This is a genomic window from Xanthomonas sp. F1 (genome assembly GCF_014199855.1).
Genome location: NZ_JACHOK010000007.1, coordinates 32,929 through 55,837, shown reverse-complemented (window position 1 = coordinate 55,837; position 22,909 = coordinate 32,929). Strand labels below are relative to the sequence as shown.

General features: G+C 70.7%; 18 protein-coding genes. 10 read left to right on the top strand and 8 right to left on the bottom strand.

Going from position 1 to position 22,909, the window contains the following annotated elements:
- Positions 1-7 precede the first annotated feature (7 nt).
- The 4 genes from GGR71_RS15125 to GGR71_RS15110 all read left to right on the top strand — a co-directional run bounded on the left by GGR71_RS15125 (position 8) and on the right by GGR71_RS15110 (position 7,750).
- Complete coding sequence (locus GGR71_RS15125) at positions 8-3,136, top strand: efflux RND transporter permease subunit (protein ID WP_160962566.1); 3,129 nt, start codon at positions 8-10, stop codon at positions 3,134-3,136.
- Positions 3,133-4,581 (top strand): efflux transporter outer membrane subunit, encoded by a 1,449-nt coding sequence (locus GGR71_RS15120; RefSeq protein WP_160962568.1) that lies wholly within the window; start codon positions 3,133-3,135, stop codon positions 4,579-4,581. Before GGR71_RS15125 ends, GGR71_RS15120 begins: the two co-directional genes overlap by 4 nt.
- A 595-nt stretch (positions 4,582-5,176) precedes the next feature.
- The gene (locus GGR71_RS15115; protein ID WP_160962570.1) at positions 5,177-6,034 is read left to right on the top strand and encodes a PA4780 family RIO1-like protein kinase; all 858 of its coding nucleotides are present in this window, start codon (positions 5,177-5,179) and stop codon (positions 6,032-6,034) included.
- A gap of 756 nt (positions 6,035-6,790) precedes the next feature.
- Complete coding sequence (locus tag GGR71_RS15110) at positions 6,791-7,750, top strand: alpha/beta hydrolase (RefSeq protein WP_160962572.1); 960 nt, start codon at positions 6,791-6,793, stop codon at positions 7,748-7,750.
- Between the two features lie 174 nt (positions 7,751-7,924).
- Here the strand turns inward: GGR71_RS15110 and mnmG are convergent, their stop codons facing one another.
- Both mnmG and GGR71_RS15100 read right to left on the bottom strand, forming a co-directional pair.
- Entirely contained in the window at positions 7,925-9,814 is a 1,890-nt protein-coding gene (mnmG, locus tag GGR71_RS15105; protein WP_160962574.1) for a tRNA uridine-5-carboxymethylaminomethyl(34) synthesis enzyme MnmG, read from the bottom strand.
- Positions 9,815-10,323: 509 nt separating this feature from the next.
- Positions 10,324-10,842, bottom strand: coding sequence for a hypothetical protein (locus GGR71_RS15100; protein WP_160962576.1), 519 nt, complete (start codon positions 10,840-10,842; stop codon positions 10,324-10,326).
- 164 nt (positions 10,843-11,006) lie between these two features.
- Between GGR71_RS15100 and GGR71_RS15095 the strand changes: the two genes are divergently transcribed.
- The 4 genes from GGR71_RS15095 (at position 11,007) to GGR71_RS15080 (ending at position 14,677) form a co-directional block, all read left to right on the top strand.
- Positions 11,007-11,966: a pyridoxal-phosphate dependent enzyme gene (locus tag GGR71_RS15095; protein WP_160962578.1), complete on the top strand. Its 960-nt coding sequence runs from the start codon at positions 11,007-11,009 to the stop codon at positions 11,964-11,966.
- Positions 11,951-12,565, top strand: a complete 615-nt coding sequence (locus GGR71_RS15090; protein WP_160962580.1) for an ElyC/SanA/YdcF family protein — start codon at positions 11,951-11,953, stop codon at positions 12,563-12,565. Before GGR71_RS15095 ends, GGR71_RS15090 begins: the two co-directional genes overlap by 16 nt.
- Positions 12,566-12,617: 52 nt before the next feature.
- Entirely contained in the window at positions 12,618-13,046 is a 429-nt protein-coding gene (locus GGR71_RS15085; protein WP_160962582.1) for a ketosteroid isomerase-related protein, read from the top strand.
- A 116-nt stretch (positions 13,047-13,162) separates the two neighbouring features.
- On the top strand, positions 13,163-14,677 hold the full coding sequence (locus GGR71_RS15080; protein WP_160962584.1) for an ArnT family glycosyltransferase: 1,515 nt from the start codon (positions 13,163-13,165) through the stop codon (positions 14,675-14,677).
- On the opposite strand, the gene bioC is transcribed toward GGR71_RS15080, so the two are convergent.
- From bioC to bioB, 6 genes are all read right to left on the bottom strand, one after another.
- Entirely contained in the window at positions 14,645-15,535 is an 891-nt protein-coding gene (gene bioC, locus GGR71_RS15075; RefSeq protein WP_160962586.1) for a malonyl-ACP O-methyltransferase BioC, read from the bottom strand. The two genes, GGR71_RS15080 and bioC, sit on opposite strands and share 33 nt — an antisense overlap.
- 250 nt (positions 15,536-15,785) lie before the next feature.
- Positions 15,786-16,568 (bottom strand): SDR family oxidoreductase, encoded by a 783-nt coding sequence (locus GGR71_RS15070; protein ID WP_160962588.1) that lies wholly within the window; start codon positions 16,566-16,568, stop codon positions 15,786-15,788.
- A 1,170-nt stretch (positions 16,569-17,738) separates the two neighbouring features.
- Positions 17,739-18,500, bottom strand: a complete 762-nt coding sequence (gene bioH / locus GGR71_RS15065) for a pimeloyl-ACP methyl ester esterase BioH (RefSeq protein WP_160962590.1) — start codon at positions 18,498-18,500, stop codon at positions 17,739-17,741.
- Between the two features lie 46 nt (positions 18,501-18,546).
- Complete coding sequence (locus GGR71_RS15060; RefSeq protein WP_160962592.1) at positions 18,547-18,900, bottom strand: DUF7079 family protein; 354 nt, start codon at positions 18,898-18,900, stop codon at positions 18,547-18,549.
- Positions 18,897-20,102 (bottom strand): 8-amino-7-oxononanoate synthase, encoded by a 1,206-nt coding sequence (bioF, locus tag GGR71_RS15055; RefSeq protein WP_160962594.1) that lies wholly within the window; start codon positions 20,100-20,102, stop codon positions 18,897-18,899. Before bioF ends, GGR71_RS15060 begins: the two co-directional genes overlap by 4 nt.
- A 95-nt stretch (positions 20,103-20,197) precedes the next feature.
- Positions 20,198-21,241, bottom strand: a complete 1,044-nt coding sequence (bioB, locus tag GGR71_RS15050; protein ID WP_017914166.1) for a biotin synthase BioB — start codon at positions 21,239-21,241, stop codon at positions 20,198-20,200.
- Between the two features lie 49 nt (positions 21,242-21,290).
- On the opposite strand from bioB, the gene GGR71_RS15045 reads away from it, so the two are divergent.
- A complete protein-coding gene (locus GGR71_RS15045; protein WP_184452087.1) occupies positions 21,291-22,022 on the top strand; it encodes a ComF family protein in 732 nt (243 codons plus the stop codon).
- A 239-nt stretch (positions 22,023-22,261) separates the two neighbouring features.
- Complete coding sequence (locus GGR71_RS15040; protein ID WP_160962598.1) at positions 22,262-22,768, top strand: SecDF P1 head subdomain-containing protein; 507 nt, start codon at positions 22,262-22,264, stop codon at positions 22,766-22,768.
- Positions 22,769-22,909 lie beyond the last annotated feature (141 nt).

Sequence of the window (22,909 nt, the reverse complement as noted above, 5' to 3'; positions counted from 1 at the left end):
CTCCCGCATGTCGCGCTTCTTCGTCAACCACCCGGTGGTGGCCTGGGTCATGGCCATCGTCATCGTCCTGATCGGCATGCTGGCCATTCATGGCCTGCCGGTCGAACGCTACCCGCACATGGCGCCGCCCACCATCACCGTGCGCGCCACCTACACCGGCGCCTCGGCGCAGACGGTGGAGAACACCGTCACCCAGCTGATCGAGCAGTCGCAGCAGAGCCTGGACCACCTGCTGTACATGACCTCCACCAGCGCCTCGGACGGTAGCGCGCAGGTCAATCTGGTGTTCGAGACCGGCACCAACGCCGACACCGCGCAGGTGCAGGTGCAGAACCAGTTGCAGTCGGTGATGTCGGTGTTGCCGCAGGCGGTGCAGCAGAACGGCCTGGTCATCACCAAGTCCAGCGGCTCGCTGTTCGAGGTGGTGGCGTTCACCTCCGACGACGGCAGCATGGACAACTTCGATGTCGCCAACTACATGGAATCGAACATCGACGACCAGATCAGCCGCGTCAGCGGCGTCGGCAACATCCAGCCGCTGGGCTCGGAATACGCCATGCGCATCTGGCTGGACCCGGAGAAGCTGCGCAAGTACGCGCTGATGCCGTCGGACGTGGAGAACGCGCTGCAGTCGCAGAACACCGACGTGTCGGCCGGCGAGATCGGCGGCCAGCCGGCGCTGCGCGGGCAGCGCCTGGACGCCACCGTGACCACCCGCAGCCGCCTGCAGACCCCGGCGCAGTTCGGTGCGATCGTGCTCAAGAGCGACGCGAGCGGCGCCGCGGTGCACCTGTCGGACGTGGCCAGGATTGGCCTGGGCCCGGAGACCTACGACAGCATCACCCGTTTCAACGGCAAGCCCTCGGCCTCGCTGGGCATCGAGCTCAACTCCGACGCCAACGCGGTGGAAACCTCCAAGGCCATCGACCAGCGGCTGCAGGAACTCAAGCAGTACTGGCCGCACGGCTTCAACTACCACATTGCCTTCAGCACCACGCCGTTCGTCACCACCTCGATCAAGGAAGTGGTCATCACCCTGATCGAGGCGGTGTTGCTGGTGGTCGCGGTGATGTACCTGTTCCTGCAGAACTGGCGCGCCACGCTGATCCCGACCATCGCCGTGCCGGTGGTGCTGATGGGCACCTTCGGCGTGCTCGCCGCGTTCGGTTACTCGATCAACACCCTGACCATGTTCGCGATGGTGCTGGCGATCGGCCTGCTGGTCGACGACGCCATCGTGGTGGTGGAGAACGTGGAGCGGGTGATGGGCCAGGAGGGTTTGCCGCCGAAGGAGGCGACGCTGCGCTCGATGCAGCAAATCGGCGGCGCCCTGGTCGGCATCGTGCTGGTGCTGACCGCGGTGTTCGTGCCGATGGCGTTCTTCAACGGCGTCACCGGCGTGATCTACCGGCAATTCTCGATCACCATCGCCGCCTCGATGATCCTGTCGGTGCTGGTGGCGATGACCCTGACCCCGGCGCTGTGCGTGACCATCCTCAAGCCGCTGCACCAGGGTGAGGCGCCGATCGGCTCGCACGGCCGCCTGGGCTGGTTCTTCGTCTGGTTCAACACCCGCTTCCGGCACCTGTCCGAGCGCTACCGCACCCTGGTCGAGCGGGTGCTGGGCAAGCGCGCGCTGGGCCTGGTCGCCTATGCGCTGCTGATCGCGGTCACCGGCCTGCTGCTGTGGCGCCTGCCCGGCGCGTTCCTGCCCGACGAGGACGAGGGCATGCTCAACGTGCTGGTCAAGCTGCCGGCCGGCTCCACCCTGGAGCAGACCCTGGCGGTGACCGACCGGCTGACCAAGGCCGCGCTGAAGGATCCGGGCGTGCGCTCGGTGCTGTCCTCGGCCGGCTTCAGCGTCACCGGTGCCGGCCAGAACGTCGGCATGGCCTTTGTGCGCCTGAAGGACTGGGATGACCGCGACGACGACGCGGCGACCATCGCCGATCATCTGAACAAGGCGCTGGCCGACGTGCCCGACGCCGAGCTGTTCGTGACCTCGCCGCCGGCGATCACCGGCCTCGGCGACGCCTCCGGTTTCACCTTCGAACTGATGGACTACGAAGGCGCCGGCCACGCCGCCCTGGTCGCCGCGCGCGACAAGCTGCTGCGGCTGGCCCAGCACGATCCCAAGCTGATGAACGTGCGCTACGCCAGCCTGGAAGACGCGCCGGTGTACGCGGTCAAGATCGACGACGCCAAGGCGCAGGCGCTGGGCGTGGACCCGGGCGACATCAACGCCACGCTCAACAGCGCGCTCGGCGGCGACTTCGTCAACAATTTCATCTACAAGGGCCGCATCAAGAAGGTCTACGTGCAGGGCGATGCCGACGCACGCATGGCGCCGCAGGACCTGGACCGCTGGACGGTGCGCAACGGCGGCGGCGACATGGTGCCGATGTCGGCGTTCACCCGCTCGCACTGGACTAGCGCGCCGGCCGCGCTGGAGCGCTACAACGGCGTATCGGCAATGGAACTGACCGGCCAGGCGGTGCCGGGGGTCAGCTCCGGCGCGGCGATGGACGCGATGGCCGAACTGAGCAAGCAGTTGCCGCACGGTTTCGGCTACGCGTGGTCGGACATGGCCTACCAGGAGAAGCTGTCGGCCAACCAGGCGCCGGCGCTGTACGCGATCTCGCTGTTGTTCGTGTTCCTGTGCCTGGTGGCGCTGTACGAGAGCTGGTCGATCCCGTTCGCGGTGATGCTGGCGGTGCCGGTGGGCGTGTTCGGCGCCGTGCTGCTGATGACCTTGCGCGGCCTGGAGAACGACGTCTACTTCCAGGTGGGCCTGCTGACCACGGTGGGCCTGGCGGCGAAGAACGGCATCCTCATCGTCGAGTTCGCGCGCGATCTCGAGCACCGCGGCGAAAGCCTGCTCGCCGCCACCCTGCACGCGGTGCAGATGCGACTGCGGCCGATCCTGATGACCTCGCTGGCGTTCCTGCTCGGCGTGCTGCCGCTGGTGTTCAGCAAGGGTGCCGGCTCGGCCGCGCGCCACTCGCTGGGCACCGGCGTCACCGGTGGCACCCTGGCCTCGATCACCCTGGGCCTGTTCTTCGTGCCGCTGTTCTACGTGATCGTGCGCCGGATGTTCCCGGGGCCGGTGGTCGCCCACCCGGAGACGCAGGCATGAGCGCGCTGACCCGCATGAGCGTGGCAGTGGCCACGCTGCTGGCCCTGTCCGGCTGCACCCTGGCGCCGACCTACGTGCGCCCGACGGCGCCGGTGCCGGCCGACCTGGCGGCGGTCGATGGGGCGCCCGCAGTGGGCACCGCCGCCGATACGCTGGCGATGCCGGACTGGCAGCAGGTGTTCCTGGATCCACGGCTGCGCCAGACCATTGCGCTGGCGTTGCAGAACAACCGCGACCTGCGCGTGGCGGTGCTGTCCATCGACAAGGCGCGCGCGCAGTACCGCCTCCAGCGCGCCACGCAGTTGCCGTCGTTCGACGCCAACGCCAGCATGAGCCGCGGCCGCAGCAGCGCCGCCAGCAACGACGACGGCGTCTCCCAGGTCAGCACCAGCGACACCCTGCAGGTCGGGCTCAGCAGTTGGCAACTGGACCTGTTCGGACAACTGCGCAGCCTCAAGCAGGAAGCCCTGCAGAACTGGCTGTCCAGTGCGGAGAACCAGCGCAACGTGCGCCTGACCCTGGTCGCCCAGGTCGCCGCGGCATGGCTGACCGTGGGCGCGGACCAGGAACAACTGGATCTGGCGCAGCAGACCCTGGACAGCCAGACGCATACCCTGCAACTGACCGAGCGCCGGCACAGCATCGGCAGCGCGTCCGGGCTGGACCTGGCGCAGCAGCAGACCAGCGTGGAGTCGGCGCGCGTGGCCGTCGCCAGCGCCGCGACCCAGCTGGCGCAGGCGCGCGATGCGCTGCAACTGCTGGTGGGCGCTCCGGTGGACGCGGCGCTGCTGCCGACCGCGCAAGCCATGCAGGGCAGCGTCGCGCTGGCACCGCTGCCGACGCATCTGTCTTCGACGGTGTTGCTGCAGCGCCCGGACGTGCTTGCCGCCGAGCACAGCCTGCAGGCGGCCAATGCCGACATCGGCGCCGCGCGCGCGGCGTTCTTCCCGTCGCTGAGCCTGACGGCGTCCACCGGGCGCAGCAGCGATGCGCTGTCCACGCTGTTCTCCGCCGGCAGCCGCACCTGGTCGTTCGTGCCCAGCGTCACCGCGCCGATCTTCCACGCCGGCGCATTGAAGGCCTCGCTGGACGCCTCCAAGCTCGGCAAGGACATCGCCGTGGCGCAGTACGAGAAGGCGATCCAGTCGGCCTTCGCCGAAGTGGCCGACGCCCTGGCCACGCGCGACCACCTGCAGGCGCAGCTGACCGCGCAGCAGGCCCTGGTCGACGCCAGCCAGCGCAGCTACACCCTGGCCGACGCGCGCTACCGTGCCGGCCTGGACGGCCACCTGCCGGTGCTGGATGCGCAGCGTTCGCTGTTTGCCGCGCAGCAGGCGCTGATCGCGCTGCGCCTGCAGGACGCCAGCAACCGCGTCACCCTGTACCAGGTGCTCGGCGGCGGCGCCGATGCCCAGGCCCCGGCTCAGGCCGCTGCTTCGCCCTGAGCCAGCTTGACGCCGGCCTGAGGCGAGGGATGAGTCAGACCTGAGACGATCCTGAGCGAGCAGGAGCGTCGCCACCCGCGACGCTCTCCTGTGGGAGGGACTTCGGTCCCGACGCATCGCAGTTGGACGCTGTCCAACTGCCGGCCGAGGCGAGGTCCTGTGCGCCATCCCCATGGCATCCCGCGCGGCCAGCCACCGCGCTGTTTTCCTGGCTGAACCCGGCCGCACGCAACGGCATGCGACGCCCACTTGGCGCGGGAGGAGCTTCTTGTGGGAGGGACTTCAGTCCCGACGCGATGGACTCGGACGGCGCTCCACCCATCGACCCAGGCGCTGCCTTGCGCACCCCGCGGCACTCAACACGACCAGCCCGCGCCGCCCTCTTCATAGCTGAACGCGTCGGTACGCGCGGGCGGACGTCGTAGACAAATGCCGGACATCGCTGCGCCCTGGATCGTTCGTCGCACAGGCCGCAGGCCGGCCCAGATGCATCTTCGGGCACGCTGGCGACACCCTCGACACCGCACAGCGCGTCGGGCGTCGCGCCACGCTTGGGCCATAATCGCGGCGACTCACTCCAGGTATGCCGCACCCGATGAAGATCCCCCCGAGCCTGCAGCCGCTGATCGACGATGGCGTCATCGACGGCGTGCTGCGCCCGCTCAAGAGTGGCAAGGAGGCTGCGGTCTACGTGGTCCAGGCCGGCGACGACGTGCTCTGCGCCAAGGTCTACAAGGACATGGCGCAGCGCAGTTTCCAGGCGCGCGTGCAGTACCAGGAAGGGCGCAAGGTGCGCGGCAGTCGCCAGGCGCGCGCGATCGGCAAGGCCAGCAAGTTCGGCCGCCGCGAGCAGGAAGCGGCGTGGAAGGACACCGAGGCCAACACCCTGTACCAGTTGGTGGACGCCGGCGTGCACGTGCCGCAGCCGCGCGGCTATTTCCACGGCGTGTTGCTGATGGACCTGGTCACCGACGCCGACGGGCAGAGCGCGCCGCGGCTGAGCGAAGTCGAACTGGAACCGGCGCAGGCGCAGGCCTTCCACGCGCAGCTGGTCGGCGACGTGGTCAAGATGCTGTGCCTGGGCCTGGTCCACGGCGACCTGTCCGAATACAACGTGCTGGTCGGCGCCGACGGCCCGGTGGTGATCGACTTCCCGCAGGTGGTCAGCGCCGCCGGCAACAACGCCGCCCGCACCATGCTGCTGCGCGACGTGCACAACCTGCGCGATTGCCTGGGCCGCTTCGCGCCCGAACTCAACGCCACCCATTACGGCGAGGAGATGTGGGCGCTGTACGAGAAGGGCACGCTGCGCCCGGACAGCGCACTCAGCGGCCGCTTCGCCTTCGACACCCGCCGCGCCGACGTGCGCGCGGTGCGCGCCTCGATCGAGGACGCGCGGCAGGAAGCCATCATCCGCCAGCAGGGCCGCGAGGCCGCCGCGCAGGACGATTAGCTGGGGCCTCGAATAACGACGGAGTCCCACTGTAGGAGCGGCTTCAGTCGCGACAAGGCGGCACCGCGAATGCCCGGTCGCGGCGGAAGCCGCTCCTACCAGGGTCACGCCGTGTCCGGCTGCGCCGCGGTAACGCGGGTGATTGAGGTGCCCTGGTGTCGAGTACACCGCGTGGCGGTCATGCGTGTTTGTGTGCGGGAAGCGACGACGTGGACGCCCGGGCGACCGCATGCAGCATGACCGCTGCCGCCCGCAAAACGCCCCAGGGTGTCGGCGAGACTGCGCATACCTGCCGCTTCGCTCGATCAGCGCCTGTTCGATTGCACTGAACCCAGCATCGCCACGCGGTCGCAGGCGCACGCGATCACGCCTTCAGGGTGGGCCTGGAGAACGCGCCGCTGACGCGGAGCAGCTTTCTGAGGCCGGCCCCGCAACGCCAACGGACGCCCGCCAACTCCAACGCGGTGTATTGGGGAATGGGTACAGGACCTGGCGCGAAGCCGCGTTTGCGCAGGCCCATGTTGCGCTGCAATGCGGTGCAGCGGCATGTGCGACACCAGTCACCGCACGCTGCAAGCCGCACCAGGCCTTGCCACGCCTGCATCGGGCACGCCTCTACGCCGCGGCGGCCGGCCGTCTGCCGCTGACCCGTCAGGTGCCGTGATGAGCGTTCCATTTCGCTTATTTGCAGAAATGGTTATTGAAAATAACAATCTGGCCGACGCCGCTTGCGCAGCCGCCCCGGGAGGGCCACCCATGTATTTCGATCCAGACGTCGTCCGTTTCTTCGCCCTGGCGCAGCAGTCCGGGCAGCCGCCGATGGAGGAACTGCCCTTGCCCGAGGCGCGGGCGATGATGCGCGGCGTCGCCGCGCAGTTCGGTTTTCCGCGCGTGGAGATGGCCGAGGTCCGCGACCTGCAGGCACCGGGCCCGGCCGTGCCGATCCCCCTGCGCCTGTACCGTCCGCACGGCCTCGACGCAGGCCCGGCGCCGACCTGCCTCTACGCACACGGCGGCGGTGGCGTGGTCGGCGACCTCGACTCGCACGACGACGTGTGCCGGCAACTGGCCGCGCGCGCCGGCTGCCAAGTATTGGCGGTGGATTACCGGCTGGCGCCCGAGCATCCGGCGCCGGCCGGCATCGAGGACGTGATCGGCGTGCTGTACTGGTTGGCCGCGCACCCGGACGAGGTCGGCGCCGATCCGAAGCACCTGGCCGTCGCCGGCGACAGCATGGGCGGCGCCCTGGCGGCCAGCGCCGCGCTCGACGCACGCGATGCCGGCATCGCCCTGCGCTGCCAGATCCTGATCTATCCGCTCACCGACGTGCGCCCGGACAATCCTTTCCCGTCGCGCGTGCACAACGCCGGCATCCCGCCACTGACCGAAGCGGCGATGCGCTACTTCGATCGCCAACTGCTGCCGGACCCGTCGCTGGCGTCGGACTGGCGCATCTCGCCGGTGGTGGCGCCGGACGTGGCCGGCGTGGCCCCGGCGCTGGTGGTGCTGGCCGACCGCGACGCGCTGCACGACGAAGGCCTGCATTACGCGCAGCGCCTGCGCGAGGCGGGTGTGGAAACCCTGGTGCGTGTCCACCCCGGCATGATCCACGGCTTCATCAACATGGGCAGCGTGATGCGCGTGGCCGGCGAAACCATGGACCTGGCCGCGCTGCTGCTGCGCCAGCGCCTGCTGCCGGTGGCCGCACAGGACTGAGCGCCTCGCTGCAGCGCATACGCCTGCCTGCGATCGTTGCCCGCAGCCGCGCGCTGCCCTGACTGACGCAATGCACCCATCGCGTCGTAGGAGCGGCTTCAGCCGCGACGGGGCGTTGCCGATGCACCTCGGTCGCGGCTGAAGCCGCTCCTAAGCGTGCTGCGCTGTCGCGGGCTACGCCACCCGGCTGCGCCGCGCCCGTTCCAGGTGCACCAGCAGCAGCGAGATCGCCGCCGGGGTCATGCCGGGGATGCGCTGCGCCTGGCCCACGGTCTGTGGACGCACGCGCTCGAGCTTCTGCTGCACTTCGGCCGACAGCCCGCGCACCTGCGCGTAGTCGAAGGCGGCCGGGATCGGGGTGTCCTCGTGGCGCTGCTGGCGGGCGATCTCCTCGCGCTGGCGGTCCAGGTAGCCGGCGTACTTGATGCCGATCTCCACCTGCTCGGCCACCTGCGCGTCGGCCACGCCCGGGCCCAGCGACGGCACCCGCATCAGCGCAGCGTAGTCCAGCTCCGGGCGCTTGATCAGGTCCAGCACGGTGGTCTCGCGGCTCACCGCCACGCCCAGCGTGGCCGCGACCTCGCGGCCCAGCGCGTTGCCCGGCGTGGCCCACAGCGCGCGCAGGCGCTCGTTCTCGCGTGCCACCGCCTCCTGCTTGGCCTGGAAGCGCGCCCAGCGCGTTTCGTCGACGATGCCCAGGTCGTGGCCGATGCCGGTCAGGCGCGCGTCGGCGTTGTCCTCGCGCAGCTGCAGCCGGTACTCGGCGCGGCTGGTGAACATGCGGTACGGCTCGCTGGTGCCGTGGGTGATCAGGTCGTCGATCAGCACGCCGATGTAGGCCTGGTCGCGGCGCGGCGACCACGGTTCCAGCCCGTGCACCTGGCGCGCGGCGTTGAGGCCGGCGATCAGGCCCTGCGCGGCGGCTTCCTCGTAGCCGGTGGTGCCGTTGATCTGCCCGGCGAAGAACAGCCCGGGCATGGCCTTGGTCTCCAGCGAGGCCTTGAGCCCGCGCGGGTCGAAGAAGTCGTATTCGATGGCGTAGCCGGGGCGGGTGATGTGCGCGCGCTCGAAGCCGCGGATCGAGCGCACCAGCTCCAGCTGCACGTCGAACGGCAACGAGGTGGAGATGCCGTTGGGGTAGATCTCGACCACGTCCAGGCCTTCCGGCTCGACGAAGATCTGGTGGCTGGCCTTCTCGGCGAAGCGCACCACCTTGTCCTCGATCGAGGGACAGTAGCGCGGGCCGATGCCCTCGATCTGGCCGGTGTACAGCGGCGAGCGGTCCAGCGCGCCGCGGATGATGGCGTGGGTGCGTTCGGTGGTGTGGGTGATCCAGCACGAGATCTGGCGCGGATGCTCGGCGACCTCGCCCAGGAACGACATCACCGGCAGCGGATCGTCGCCCGGCTGTTCCTCCATCGCCGCGTAGTCCAGGCTGCGCCCGTCGATGCGCGGCGGGGTGCCGGTCTTGAGCCGGTCCACGCCGAAGCGGCCGTCGCGCAGCGCCTGCGCCAGCGCGGTGGCCGGCGGATCGCCGGCGCGGCCGCCGGCGTACTGGGTCTGGCCGATGTGGATCTTGCCGGCCAGGAAGGTGCCGGCGGTCAGCACCACTGCGGCGGCCTCGAAGCGCAGCCCGGTCTGGGTCAGCACGCCGCGCACGCGCTCGCCGTCCATGACCAGGTCGTCCACCGCCGCCTGGAACACGGTCAGGTTCGGCTGCGCCTCGACCAGGCGCCGGATCGCGCTGCGGTATAGGCTGCGATCGGCCTGGCAGCGGGTCGCGCGCACCGCCGGGCCCTTGGAGGCGTTGAGGGTGCGCCACTGGATGCCGGCCAGGTCCGCGGCGTGGGCCATCGCCCCGCCCAGCGCGTCGATCTCCTTGACCAGGTGGCCCTTGCCGATGCCGCCGATGGCCGGGTTGCAGCTCATCGCCCCCACCGTCTCCACGTTGTGGGTCAGCAGCAGGGTGCGGGCGCCGGCGCGCGCGGACGCCAGCGCCGCCTCGGTGCCGGCATGGCCGCCGCCGATCACGATCACGTCATGGCGGTAGAAGGAATCGCTCATCGGGGTCTCGTCGGCCGGCGCGGGGCCGGTGGCAGGGGGCGACACATGGGGTCGGCCAGGGTGTGAACAGGAATTTTAGCGGTTGCATCACAAATTGCAGATCCGGGCCTCAAGTTGGCACGCAATCTGCAGATATTCCTACTGCACCCAACGTGGCAATGCGTCAGGGGCGTATGACTGGAATTGGAACAGGGGCCAGTCACGCGCACGTTGGGGGAGCTGGGGGCCGGTAGTCGGGGGACTACCGGCCCTTTTTTATGCCCGTTTTTCGCCAGTCGCCGGCGCCAGGCCAGCAACGGCAAGGCCCCAACGCGAAAAGCCCCGGCGGACCGGGGCTTTTCGTGGTGAGGCGCCGACGCCCGACAGGGCCGGAACAGGGGGGATCCAGATTTCCCTGTCGGACATCGACATAGACGGTGGGGTCGACCCCTTCGGGTCATAAAGCGACGCAGGCGGTCACCCCGTAGGACGTAGAGTGCGTGCTGGGACAGGCGAACGCAAGCCCTTTCTCAGGGTTCGAGTGTGCGACGTGTCCCATTGCTGCGACCCATATTGCCGGGGCGCGGCGCCGGCGGGCGCTGCATCCCCTCTGGACGCTGCATCGCCGGCCGGGCCGGCTGCATCGACTGCGGTCGCGGCGCCGAGTTCAGCGCGTCCGGACGGCGCAGGCGGTCCATGTCGCGCCAGGGCGACGGCACCCGACCGCCCACGCTGGGCGGCGGCGGTGGGCGCGAACCGCCATCGTCCGGCCGCGGACGCGGCGGCGGGCGGTGGCGCGGGCCGTCGTAGCCACGGTAGTAGTAATACGGCACGCCGTAACCGTAGTAGCCGTAGTACGCCGGGCCATAGCCGTAGTACGGCACCGCGCCGTACGGCGAGTAGTACTCGGAGTAGCCCGCCGGGTAGCGGTATTCGACGGAGGGGGCGCCACGGTAGTAGCCACCCTCACCGCCTCCGGCGTAATCGTAGGTGGCACAGCCGCCCAGTGCGGCCAGCAGTCCAGCGGCGCAGATCAGGCGCAGTTTCATGGCGTTTGCCCTCCAGCAGGCTGGATCACAGGTTCGGTCCGTGGCATTGAATCCCCCCTTAACTTCATCGGCCGCACTTGAACGCTTAAGTTGCGCGCAACGGCGGCGAACCGGCGCACGTCGCGGACGCTGCACGTTGGCGACGATACGCTACCCTTTCGCGCATGGTCTCACGTTTTCTGCCCGAGTTCGGCGACGTCCTGGCGGCCGCCGCACGCATTGCCGCGCACGCGCGGCCGACCCCGGTGCTGCGTTCGCAGGCGCTGGATGCCGCCACCGGCGCGCAGCTGTATTTCAAGGCCGAACACCTCCAGCGTGGCGGCGCGTTCAAGTTCCGCGGTGCCTGCAACGCGGTGTGGGCGCTGGACCCGGCGCAAGCGGCCTGCGGGGTGGTCACGCATTCTTCGGGCAACCACGGCGCGGCGCTGGCCCAGGCCGCGCGCACCCGTGGCATCGGTTGCCATGTGGTGGTGCCGGAAGGCGCGGTCGCCGCCAAGCTCGCCAACATCGCCCGCCACGGCGCCACGTTGTGGCGCTGCGCGCCGAGCATCGCCGCGCGCGAGGCGCTGTGCGCGCAGGTACAGCGCGACACCGGCGCGACCCTGGTGCATCCCTATGCCGATCCGGCGGTGATCGCCGGGCAGGGCACCGCGGCGCTGGAACTGCTGGACGCCAGCGGCGGGCTGGACCTGCTGGTGGTGCCGGTGGGCGGTGGCGGCCTGGCCGCAGGCAGCCGCCTGGCGCTGTCGGCGCGGGCGCCGCAGGCGCAGCTGCTGCTGGCCGAGCCGGCCGGCGCCGCCGACACCGCGCGCTCGCTGGCCGCCGGCGAGCGCCGCGTGGACATGGTCCCGGACACTGTCTGCGACGGCCTGCGCGGGAGCCTGGGCGAGCCGAACTTCACCCTGCTGCACGGTCATGCCGAGGTGCTGGTGGTGGAGGACGCGGCGACCGTGGCGGCGATGCGGCTGCTATGGCAGGTGCTCAAGCAGGTGGTGGAGCCGTCCTCGGCGATCGCCCTGGCGGCGGTGCTGGCGCAGCCGGCGCGCTTTGCCGGGCGCCGGGTGGGGGTGATCCTGTCCGGCGGCAACGTCGATCTGGACGCCCTGCCGTGGGGCGCGGCATGAGCGCGCGCGGCGGCGTCCGCTGGCTGCGCTGGCTGCTGCGCCTGGCGGCGTTGCTGGGGCTGTGGCTGCTGGGCGTGGCGATCTACATCGTCTGGGTCGGCGACCGCGACCAGGCGGCGCCGGCCGACGCGATCATCGTGCTCGGCGCGGCCGCCTATGACGCCAAGCCCTCGCCGGTATTCGAGGAGCGCATCCGCCACGGCCTGGACCTGTACCAGCGCGGCTACGCGCCGACCCTGATCTTCACCGGCGGCTTCGGCAACGGCGCGCGCTTCGCCGAGTCGCAGGTGGCCCGGCGCTACGCGCTGCGCCACGACGTGCCGGCCGACGCGATCCTGATCGAGACGGTGTCGCGCACCACCCGGCAGAACCTGATCGAGGCGCGCCGGCTGATGCGCGAGCACGGCCTGCACCGGGTCATCGTGGTCAGCGATCCGCTGCACATGGCGCGGGCGCTGCGGCTGTGCCAGGAACTGCAGATCGATGCGCTGGCGTCGTCGACGCCGAGCAGCCGCTTCCGCAGCTTCCAGACCCGCTGGCGCTTCCTGCTGCAGGAGCTGTACTTCTTCCATCGCGACCTGCTGGAGCAGGCCGCCTGAGCGCGGTGGCGAGCCGTATGATGGGCCTTTCCACGGCCCGAGGGCGGCAGCCATGAGCAACCACGGAGTTCCTGCGCAGGACCAGGCCATCGCCCTGGTCCAGGCCTATTACGCCGCGTTCAACCGCGGCGACTGGGACGGCATGCTGGGCATGCTCAGCGACGACGTCGCCCACGATCTCAACCAGGGCGCGCGCGAGACCGGCAAGGAGGTCTTCGCCGCCTTCCTGCAGCGCATGAACGCCAGCTACCGCGAGCAGTTGCAGGACATCGTGGTGCTGGCCGCGCAGGACGGTCGTCGCGCCGCGGCCGAGTACGTGGTGCATGGCGAATACCACCACACCGACAGCGGCCTGCCGGAGGCGCGCGGCCAGCGCTACGTGCTGCCGGGTGGTGCGTTCTTCGACATCCGCGACGGCAAGATCGCCCGGGTCAGCAACTACTACAACCTGGAAGACTGGATCGCGCAGGTCTCCGCCTGAGCCGCGCGCCGGCCTGAGGCCGGCGCGTTCGCGCTGTCGCAAAACTGTCCGCCGGCCGTCATCTGCGGCCGCAGGCGCCGCGGCTATGGTCGCCGCGCCGACCGAGAGGACCGCCGATGCGCGCGCTGCTTCGTTCCCCGGCCGTCGCGGTGGCGCTGCTCGCCGGCACGCTCGCCCTGGCCCTGCTGGGCATGCGCGGGATCTGGGACGCCGACGAAGGCCGTTACTCCAATGTCGCGCTGAACATGCTGCACAGCGGCGACTGGCTCACGCCCCGGCGCAGCGAGGACGTGGCGCACTGGACCAAGCCGCCGCTGACCTACTGGGCGATCGCCTCCAGCGTCGCCGTCTTCGGGCCGTCGCCGTGGGCGGCGCGGCTGCCGTCGGCGCTGTCCTACCTGCTGTGCGTGCTGCTGGTCTGGCGCCTGGCGATGCGGCTGTTTCCCGAACGCCCCGCGCTGCCGGCGCAGGCGGCGCTGCTCTACGCGGCCATGCTGGCGCCGTTCGGCGCGGCGCAATGGATCTCCACCGACTTCCTGCTCGCCGCCTGCGAGACCCTGGCGGTGTGGGCCTTCGTCGAGGCGCGGGCGCATCCGCCCGGCCAGGGCAAGCGCTGGATCGCGGCGATGTGGGCCGGCTTCGCCCTGGCGTTCATGACCAAGGGGCCGCCGGGCCTGCTGCCGCTGCCGGCGCTGCTGCTGTTCAACGCGGTGACGCCGGGGCCGCCACGACGCGCGCTGCAACTGTCCGGCATCGTCCTGTTCGTGGTGCTGGCGCTGCCCTGGTACCTGGCGGTGATCCACGGCCATCCCGGGTTGCTGCAGTACTTCGTCGGCGACGAGGTGGTCAAGCGCGTGGCCAGCGATGCGTTCGGGCGCAACGCGCAGTGGTACGGCTGGGCGGTGGCGTATGCGCCGATCCTGGTCCTGGGCACGCTGCCGTGGACGCCGGCGCTGGCGCGCTGGGCCTGGCGGCTGCCGCGGCAGCTGCGGCAGTGGTGGCGCACGCCGGCGCTGCGCCTGCAGCAGGCTGCGCCCTTGTTGCTGACCCTGTGGCTGCTGCTGCCATTGCTGGTGCTGTGCCTGTCGCGCTCGCGGCTGCCGCTGTACGTGCTGCCGCTGTTCGTGCCGCTGGCGTTGCTGGCGGCGTGGCAGCGCGCGCAGGAGGGGCGCGCGCCGTGGCGCTGGCCGTGGCTGCTGGGCTGGTGCGGGCTGCTGCTGGCGCTCAAGCTGGCGTTGGCGCTGCTGCCCACGCACAAGGATGCCGGCGCCTGGGCGCAGGCGATCGCCCAGCGTGCCGGCGCGCCGGTGCGCGAGGTGGTGTTCGTCGAGGACATGGCGCGCTACGGCCTGCGCCTGGAACTGGGCGCGCAGGTGCGCAAGATCCGCCTGGACCCCTTGCCCGACGCGCCGCGCTTCGGTCCCGAGTACGACGCCGACCTGGCCACGGTGCTGCGGCAAGCACGCGTCGGGCGCGTGTGGGTGTGCAAGGACGCGGCCTGGCCGCAGGTGGCCGCGCGCATCGCCGCGCAAGGCGCACAGGCGCAGGCGCTGGGGGCGCCCTACCAGGGCCGGGTGCTGTTCCGGGTGCGGCCCGGCTCAATCGCCGCGGCGGCGGATCGGGATGGCTGACAGCGGCACCGCGGCGATCTCGCCGCCGCCTTCGCGGATCGGCGCGCCCGGCGGTGGTGCCCAGGCGTGCGCGTAGATCACTTCCCAGGTGCTGGGCAGAGTACCGTCGGCGCCGCGCAGCGGCTCGTAGGCGGCGCTGGCGGCAGCGAACCGGCCACGGCCGGTGAGGGTGTGGCGGCGCGCCTGCAGCGCGTTGGTGGCGCCGATCGCGCGCAATTCGCGCATCAACGCGGCGAGATCCGGATAGGTCAGGTTGAACACGTCGCGGTCCAGCACCGGATCGCGGAAGCCCGACAGCATCAGCGCATCGCCGAACTGCGCGATCGGTGCGAAGCGGCTCACGTGCGGCGTGGTCCGGTCGGCCTGGGCAAACGCCTCGCGCAGTTCGATCAGGGTGTCCGGGCCGAAGCTGGAACACAGCAGCAGGCCGCCGGGCTTGAGCACGCGGCGGAAACCGGCGAACACCGCAGGCAGGTCCTCGACCCACTGCAGGCACAGATTGCTGAAGATCACATCGACGCTGTGCTCGGCCAGCGGCAGCGCGCGCGCATCGGCGCAGACGCGGCCGAACGGCTTCCACCAGCCGGCCTGGCGCTTGGCCTGCTGCAGCATCGGCAGGGCCTGATCGAGCGCGATCACCTGCGCGCGCGGCCAGCGCTTCTTCATCGCCGCGGCGGCGTGCGCCGGCCCGCTGCCCACGTCCAGCACCACCTGCGGCACGCGGTCGCCGAGGTAATCCAGCGATTCCAGCAAGCGCCCCTGCACCTCGCGCTGCAGCGCCGCGGCGGCGTCGTAACTGGCGGCGGCACGCGCGAACGCGCGGCGGATATGCTGGGAGTCGAACGCGGAAGGATCCATCCGCGCATTATCGCCGCCCGAGTCGCGCCGCGGCCAGCAATGGCGCGAATCACCGCGTTGCGCACTTCGCGCTGATCAAGCGGCGCGACCGCCGCTATGTATTTCCAATCCCGAGTCCAGCCGGTTCCTCATCGCCGCTTTCCCTCGCGGCCAGCGTCGTCCTCAGATCATCATGTTCAGCGCCTCGCGCCGACCAAGCGGCGCGAGCGCGGCTGTGCATCCCCACTCCCGACTCCCCAATCCCGGCTCTTCAGAACGTCCCCGGATAGCTGCCGCCGTCCAGCAACAGGTTCTGTCCGCTGAGATAGCCGGCCTGCGCGCTGCACAGGAAGGCGCAGGCGGCGCCGAATTCCTCCGCGGTACCGAAGCGCCCCGCCGGAATCTGCCGGCGCTTGCGTTCGGCCAGGTCGGCGGGATCGACGCCCTCGCGCTGCGCGGCATGGGCGATGTTGCCGCGCAGCCGGTCGGTGTCGAACTGCCCGGGCAGCAGGTTGTTGATGGTGACGTTGTGCGCCACCGTGCGCCGCGCCAGCCCGGCGACGAAGCCAGTGAGGCCGGCGCGCGCGCCGTTGGACAGGCCCAGGCTGTCGATCGGCGCCTTCACCGCGGCCGAGGTGATGTTGACGATGCGGCCGAAGCCGCGCGCCTGCATCGCATCGACCGTGGCGCGGATCAATGCGATCGGCGCCAGCATGTTGGCGTCGAGCGCGCGCAGCCAGTCCTCGCGTTCCCAGTCGCGGAAATCGCCGGGCGGCGGCCCGCCGGCGTTGTTGACCAGGATGTCGACCTGCGGGCAGGCGGCCAGTGCGGCGGCGCGTCCGGCTTCGGTGGCGATGTCCGCGGCCACCGCGACCACCTCGCCACCGCCGTCGAGCGCGCGCAACTGCGCCGTGGCCGCATCCAGCCCGGCCTGGCCGCGCGCCACGATCACCACGTGCACGCCTTCGCGGGCCAGCGCCTGCGCGCAGCCCAGTCCCAGCCCCTTGCTCGCGGCGCACACCAGCGCCCACTTGCCAGCGATTCCCAGGTCCATGCTTGCGCTCTCGTTCGAAGGAGTCGCGATGATCGGACATCGTGGCTGCTGCGGCCAGTTGCGCGGCGTGACATGGAGGACAGTTGAGCGCGCAAGACATGTGCAGGAGCGGCTTTCGCCGCGCGGCGTGCGGCTGCCATGCGTCGCGACGGAAGGGCACCTCTAAAAACCTCGATTCAAGGAATCGCGCGCCAGGCGGATCAGTCGGTTGCGAAAGACGCAGATCGAGTTTTCGGGGTCGAGGTGTCCTGAAGTCGCTCTCGCAGGGATGGGGTGGGCATCCTTGTGGGAGGGACTTCAGTTCCGACGACGGAGGGTGTCAGCGGGCTTTTGGTCTCGCTTGTCGCGGCTGCATGACAGTTGAGCTCCATGATGGAGCCGCTTGCATCTTGCTGACGTCGGTACGGGATGCGGGATGCAATGTGGGAGTCGACCGTCATGCGGTCGCGACGAACGGAGTCGGGAAGTCCACCGTCTTCGCACGCGATCGGGATGCCATGCGTCCGCGCGTTGCAGGACTGTCTGAGTGAGAGGAATGGAGGCCGCCAAGTCCAGTCGTCGGGACTGAAGTCCCTCCCACAGTGCAATCGCAATCGCCTGGCGGTCTTGGAAGAATCCCGATTTCCGGCTTTTTGCGGAAGGCGGTTGCGAAAGATGCAGATCGAGTTTTCGGGGTCGAGGTGTCCTGAAGTCGCTCTCGCAGGAATAGGGTGGGCATCCTTGTGGGAGGGACTTCAGTCCCGACGACGGAGGGTGTCAGCGGGCTTTCGGCGTCGCTTGTCGCGGCTGCATGACAGTTGAGTTCCATGATCGAGCCGCTTGCATCTTGCTGACGTCGGTACGGGGTGCGGGATGCAGTGTGGGAGTCGACCGTCATGCGGTCGCGACGAACGGAGTCGGGAAGTCCACCGTCTTCGTACGCGATCAGGATGCCATGCGCCCGCGCGTTGCAGGACCGTCTGGGTGAGAGGAATGGAGGCCGCCAGGTCCAGTCGTCGGGACTGAAGTCCCTCCCACAGTGCAATCGCAATCGCCTCGCGGTCTTGGAAGAATCCCGATTTCGGCTTTTTATGGGATTGGCTTCAGCCGCGACGCGATTGGCCGAACATGTGTCGCGGCTGAAGCCGCTCCTACGGCACGATCGTGAATCGTCCACGCTGCACGACGACGCTAGCCCAGCGTCGCCAGGAATCCGCGCAGCGCGTCGGCCACGGTGTCGGCATGGCCGAGGAACGGGGCGTGGCCGCCGCCGGCGACGATCAGTGCGCGCGCGTTCGGCGCCAGCGCCGCGGCGGCCTCCATGCCCGCGGGCGGTACCAGGCGGTCGCGCTGGCCGCCGATCCACAGGCTGGGCACGCGCAGGCCGGGCAGGGCGCGGCGCAGGTCGGTGCGTTCGAGCAGGGTCAGGCCGTCCTGCAGCACGTGTGTATCGGGCGCGCCGCGGGCGTCGAGTGCTTCGCGCAGGGTGCGCAGTTCGGCGCGGGCGTGCGCCGAGCCGAGCGTGTCCAGGGCCAGGAAGCGCTCGAGGGTGCCGCGGTAGTCCTCGGCCAGATCGCGGCCGAACTGTTCGAACACCTGCGGCTCCACCGCGTGCGGCCAATCGCTGCCGCGCACGAAACGCGGTGTCGCCGCGAGCATCGCCAGCCCGCGCACCTGCGGTTGCGTGGCGGCGGCATGCAGTGCGAACAATCCGCCGAGCGACCAGCCCAGCCACACCGCCGGCGGCGTGGCCGCGGCGATCGCGCTGACCACATGCGGCAGCGCCAGCGGCGTGTCGTTGCCGCGGCTGTGGCCGTGCCCGGGCAGGTCCACCAGGTGCAGGCGGTACTGCGCCGACAAGCGCTCCACCAGCGGCGCGAAGATGCCGCCGTTCAACGCCCAGCCGTGCAGCAGGACCAGATCGGGGCCCTGCCCCAGGGTGTCGATGTGCATCGTCGTCCGTCGTCGCGAAGAAACAGGAAGGCGTGTCGGCCGCGCCTCAGTGCGCCGCGCGCTGCGCCAGCACCTGCGGCAGCAGCAGGCGCCACTGCCGGCGCGGATAGTCGCGGGTGCGCCAGGCGGACACGCGATGCGCACCGCGGCGCTGCCGGATCGCCGCACTCAGCCAGTCGCCGTCGATGCCTTGCCAGGCGCCGGCCGGCGTCAGCAGGTTGGGCGCCAGCCGCGGATGCACGTCGTCACGCAGCATCTGCCACAGCGCGTCGGTGGCGAACGGCGAGGCGGCGAGCACGCCGGCGATATGCGCATGGCGTGCGTCAACCGCATCGTCCAGGTACAGCTCGGCCAGCGCGTCCCACACCGCGCGTCGCGCGGCGAGGTCGGTGGCGCTCACGCCGGCACGCCGGGCGGGTGCGCGGCCACGCGGTCGCGGGCCAGGGCCAGCGCATCGAGCAACGCCTGCACCTGCGCCGGCGTGTGCAGTGCCGACAGGGTCACGCGCAGCCGCGACTTGCCTTCCGGCACGGTTGGCGGGCGGATCGCCGAGACCAGGTAGCCGGCCTGTTCCAGCGCCGCCGACCATGCCAGCGCCGTGCGCTCCTCGCCGCACAGCAGCGGCTGGATCGGCGTGTCCGAGGCCATCAGCTCCAGGCCATGGCGAAGTGCGCCGCCGCGGAACAGGGCGATCAGTTCGACCAGCCGCTCGCGCCGCCACTGGTCGCGCCGCGCCAGCTTGACCGCCGCCAGCGAGGCCGCGGCCTGCGCCGGCGGCAGCGCGGTGGTGTACAGATACGGCCGCGCGGTTTCGGCCAGGTGCCGGATCAGCGCCGCATCGCCGACCACCGCGGCGCCGTAGCCGCCCAGCGCCTTGCCCAGGGTCACCAGTTGCAGCGGCACGTCGTCGACATTCAGCCCAGCCTCGGCGACGCTGCCGCTCCCATGCGGGCCGACCACGCCAACGCCGTGCGCGTCGTCCACGTACAGCAGCGCCTGCTGCGTGCGTGCCACCAGCGCCAGCGAGCGCAGCGGGGCGACGTCGCCGTCCATACTGAACACGCCATCGGTGGCCAGCATCGCCGCGCCGTCGGCGGCGTGTTTGAGCTGGCGCATCGCGCCTTCGGCATCCAGGTGCGGATAGCGGCGCAGGCGGCAGCCGGCCAGGCGGCTGGCGTCGAGCAGGCTGGCGTGGTTGAGCCGGTCCTGCACGCACACGTCCTCTTCCTCGCTCAGCAGCGCCTGCTGCACCGCCAGGTTGGCGATGAAGCCGCTGCCGAACAGCAGCGCCTGCGGATAGCCGAGCCAGTCGGCGATCTCGTGTTCCAGTGCCTCGTGCAGCGCGTGGTGGCCGCACACCAGGTGCGAGGCGGTGGCGCCGGCGCCCTCGCGCGCGGCCGCGTCCTGCAGCGCCGCGACCACTTCGAACTGCTGGGCCAGGCCCAGGTAGTCGTTGCTGCAGAAGCCGGTCAGCCAGCGGCCGTCGAGTTCCAGGCGCACGCCGTCGCGGCGGCCGACGCTGCGGCGCGCGCGCAGGCGCCCCTGCGCTTCGCGCAAGGCGCGCGCGGACTGGATGCGGTCGTGCAGGTCGGGACGGGCCATGGGCGCGGGACGGGCATCTGGCGGGCTAGCGTAGCGCGTCCCCGGCCGGGCCGGGCGCCGCCGGCGATGGACGGCCGGATCGGCGGACGGACGCGTCAGACCAGGGCGGCGGCGATCGCCGGCGTGGGCTGGGCGGTGATATCCGCATGCACGGTGCCGGGATGGTCGTGCGCGTCGGCGTCCACCATCACCTGCATCGGCCGCAGCCCCAGCCGCGCGAACAGCGCCTGGTCGCGCTCGGTGTCCGGGTTGCCGGTGGTCAGCAGCTTCTCGCCGTAGAAGATCGAGTTGGCGCCGGCGCAGAAGCACAGTGCCTGCAGTTCGTCGCTCATGCTCTCGCGCCCGGCCGACAGCCGCACCATCGCCCGCGGCATCGCGATGCGGGCCACGGCAATCGTGCGCACGAACTCGAACGGGTCCAGTTCGACCGTGCCGTGCAGCGGGGTGCCGGCGACCTGCACCAGGCGGTTGATCGGCACCGAATCCGGATGCACCGGCAAATTGGCCAGCGCCTGCAGCAGGCCGGCGCGCTGGTCGCGCGACTCGCCCATGCCGACGATGCCGCCGCAGCAGGTCTTCAGGCCGGCGTCGCGGACATGGGTCAGCGTGTCCAGGCGGTCCTGGTACTGGCGGGTGTGGATGATCGAGTCGTAGAAATCCGGCGCGGTGTCCAGATTGTGGTTGTAGTAGTCCAGCCCGGCCGCCTTCAGTGCCTGCGCCTGGGTCCCGTCGAGCATGCCCAGGGTGGCGCAGGTCTCCAGGCCCAGCGCCTTCACCTCGCGGATCATCTCCGCCACCTTCGGGATGTCGCGGTCCTTGGGCGAGCGCCAGGCCGCGCCCATGCAGAACCGCGAGGCGCCGGCGGCCTTGGCCTGGCGCGCCTTGTCCAGCACCGCCTCGGTGCTCATCAGCTTCTGCGCCTCCACGCCGGTGGCGTAGCGCTGCGCCTGCGGGCAGTACGCGCAGTCTTCCGGGCAGCCGCCGGTTTTCACCGACAGCAGCGTGGACACCTGCACCTGCGCTGGATCGAAGTGTTCGCGGTGCACGGCGGCGGCGCGGTGCAGCAGCTCCGGGAACGGCAGATCGAACAGGGCGAGCAATTCCTGGCGTTGCCAGTCGTGTCGGACGACAGCGGACATGGGGGTTTCCTGACGGTCAGCGGCTGGGAAAGCGGGCAGTCTGGTGAGCATGCAAAGTCCTGTCAACTTCATGAAGGGTGGTTTGGTTGACGGCGGCTGGCGCTGGCTGCAGCGCCGCCTGCTGCCGGAACGCTGCCTGGTCTGCGGGGAGCCCGGCGTGCCGGGCCTGGACCTGTGTGCGGCCTGTCGCGACGGCGTGCCCTGGAATGCGGCGGCCTGTCGCCGCTGCGCGCTGCCGTTGCCGGCCCTGGATGCCGAGCAGGTCTGCGGCGTGTGCCAGCGCCGACCGCCGCCGCTGGAACGGGTCGGCAGCGCCTGCGTGTACGCCGCGCCGGTCGATGGCCTGTTGCGCCGCTTCAAGTTCCACCAGGATCTGGCGGCCGGGCGCGTGCTCGCCGCGCTGCTGCAGGCACGCTGCGCGGCATTGCCGCGGCCGCAGGCGCTGCTGCCGGTGCCGCTGCACCCGGCGCGGCTGCGCCAGCGCGGCTACGACCAGGCGCTGGAACTGGCGCGGCCACTGGCGCGCGCGCTGGCGCTGCCGCTGTGCCTGGAGTTGCAGCGGGTGCGGGCGACCGCGGCGCAATCCGAACTGGACGCCCACGCGCGCCGGCGCAATCTGCGCGGCGCGTTCGCGGTGCCGGCGTCGGCAGGATTGCCTGCACATGTGGCCCTGGTCGACGACGTGATGACCACCGGCGCGACCCTGCACGCCGCGGCAAAGGCGCTGCGCCGTGCCGGCGTCGAACGGGTCGACGCCTGGGTGATGGCGCGGGTGCCGTGAGTGTGGTGCGTCTATCGTGCGTGGTGCAGATGGCTGGCTCCGCTGCAAAGCGCGCGCGTCGCGGTTGTCGCGCGGTTATTGCCTGTCGTGAAAGACAAGCGGTACGCGCCGCGGTGCGTGCGCATCGGCCGACGTGCCGCAGCGGCGATCTCCCAGGCGCCTGCGCCTGTGCGCATGCACGGTCGGCAGGTGCGCGCGGCTTTATGATCGCGACGACGCCAACAACGAAGGAGCGTGCGATGCGCTGGAAGGCTTTGGGTCTGTCGATGGCGCTGTGTGTCTTCGGTGTCGCCGGCTGCGGATACGGCAAGGCGCCGGAGGCCGCCGCTGCCAGCCCGGTCAAGGCGAAGCTCGAATGGCGCCTGGCCAGCCATGCGCCCACCCCCGACGCTGTCCAGGCCGACTACCACGGACAGCCGGTGTACCTTGCACCGCAGGCGCTGCTGGTCGTCGAGGATGCGGCGACCGTATCGCTCGCCGACAACGGCGATGGGCAGCCAGCGCTGGATCTGCGCTTTCCTGGACACGGCCAACGTCTGACCCAGGCCACCGAGCAGAACGTCGGCAAGCCGATCGCATTGCTGGCCGACGGCCGGGTGCTGACCGTGGCCACGATCATGGCGCCGTTGCCGGGCGACAGCCTGCGGATCAGCGGGCTGCAGGACATGCAGGAACAGCAGCGGGTGTTCGCGCTGTTGACCCACGCGCCGGCCGCGTCCGCGCCAGCGCAGGAGGCCAAGCGCTAGACCGCATCGGTGCGAGCAGGCGCGGCGGATGCCGCGTCCTCGTCAGGTTCTGCGTGGAGCGAGTCGGTGGCCTGGCCGGCGTCGGGGGCGCGCCTGGACGTCGCTGTCAGCATGGCGCGTCGGCGGCGCCAGCCTTTTGCC

Excerpts from the sequence above, each read along its gene's own strand:
- mnmG (WP_160962574.1), bottom strand. The coding sequence starts at position 9,814 with ATGAGCGATTCCTTCTACCGCCATGACGTGATCGTGATCGGCGGCGGC.
- bioF (WP_160962594.1), bottom strand. The coding sequence starts at position 20,102 with ATGGCCCGTCCCGACCTGCACGACCGCATCCAGTCCGCGCGCGCCTTG.
- GGR71_RS15095 (WP_160962578.1), top strand. The coding sequence starts at position 11,007 with ATGGTCTCACGTTTTCTGCCCGAGTTCGGCGACGTCCTGGCGGCCGCC.
- bioB (WP_017914166.1), bottom strand. The coding sequence starts at position 21,241 with ATGTCCGCTGTCGTCCGACACGACTGGCAACGCCAGGAATTGCTCGCC.
- GGR71_RS15040 (WP_160962598.1), top strand. The coding sequence starts at position 22,262 with ATGCGCTGGAAGGCTTTGGGTCTGTCGATGGCGCTGTGTGTCTTCGGT.
- bioC (WP_160962586.1), bottom strand. The coding sequence starts at position 15,535 with ATGGATCCTTCCGCGTTCGACTCCCAGCATATCCGCCGCGCGTTCGCG.
- bioH (WP_160962590.1), bottom strand. The coding sequence starts at position 18,500 with ATGCACATCGACACCCTGGGGCAGGGCCCCGATCTGGTCCTGCTGCAC.
- GGR71_RS15045 (WP_184452087.1), top strand. The coding sequence starts at position 21,291 with ATGCAAAGTCCTGTCAACTTCATGAAGGGTGGTTTGGTTGACGGCGGC.
- GGR71_RS15125 (WP_160962566.1), top strand. The coding sequence starts at position 8 with ATGTCGCGCTTCTTCGTCAACCACCCGGTGGTGGCCTGGGTCATGGCC.
- GGR71_RS15100 (WP_160962576.1), bottom strand. The coding sequence starts at position 10,842 with ATGAAACTGCGCCTGATCTGCGCCGCTGGACTGCTGGCCGCACTGGGC.
- GGR71_RS15115 (WP_160962570.1), top strand. The coding sequence starts at position 5,177 with ATGAAGATCCCCCCGAGCCTGCAGCCGCTGATCGACGATGGCGTCATC.
- GGR71_RS15070 (WP_160962588.1), bottom strand. The coding sequence starts at position 16,568 with ATGGACCTGGGAATCGCTGGCAAGTGGGCGCTGGTGTGCGCCGCGAGC.
- GGR71_RS15120 (WP_160962568.1), top strand. The coding sequence starts at position 3,133 with ATGAGCGCGCTGACCCGCATGAGCGTGGCAGTGGCCACGCTGCTGGCC.
- GGR71_RS15110 (WP_160962572.1), top strand. The coding sequence starts at position 6,791 with ATGTATTTCGATCCAGACGTCGTCCGTTTCTTCGCCCTGGCGCAGCAG.
- GGR71_RS15085 (WP_160962582.1), top strand. The coding sequence starts at position 12,618 with ATGAGCAACCACGGAGTTCCTGCGCAGGACCAGGCCATCGCCCTGGTC.
- GGR71_RS15080 (WP_160962584.1), top strand. The coding sequence starts at position 13,163 with ATGCGCGCGCTGCTTCGTTCCCCGGCCGTCGCGGTGGCGCTGCTCGCC.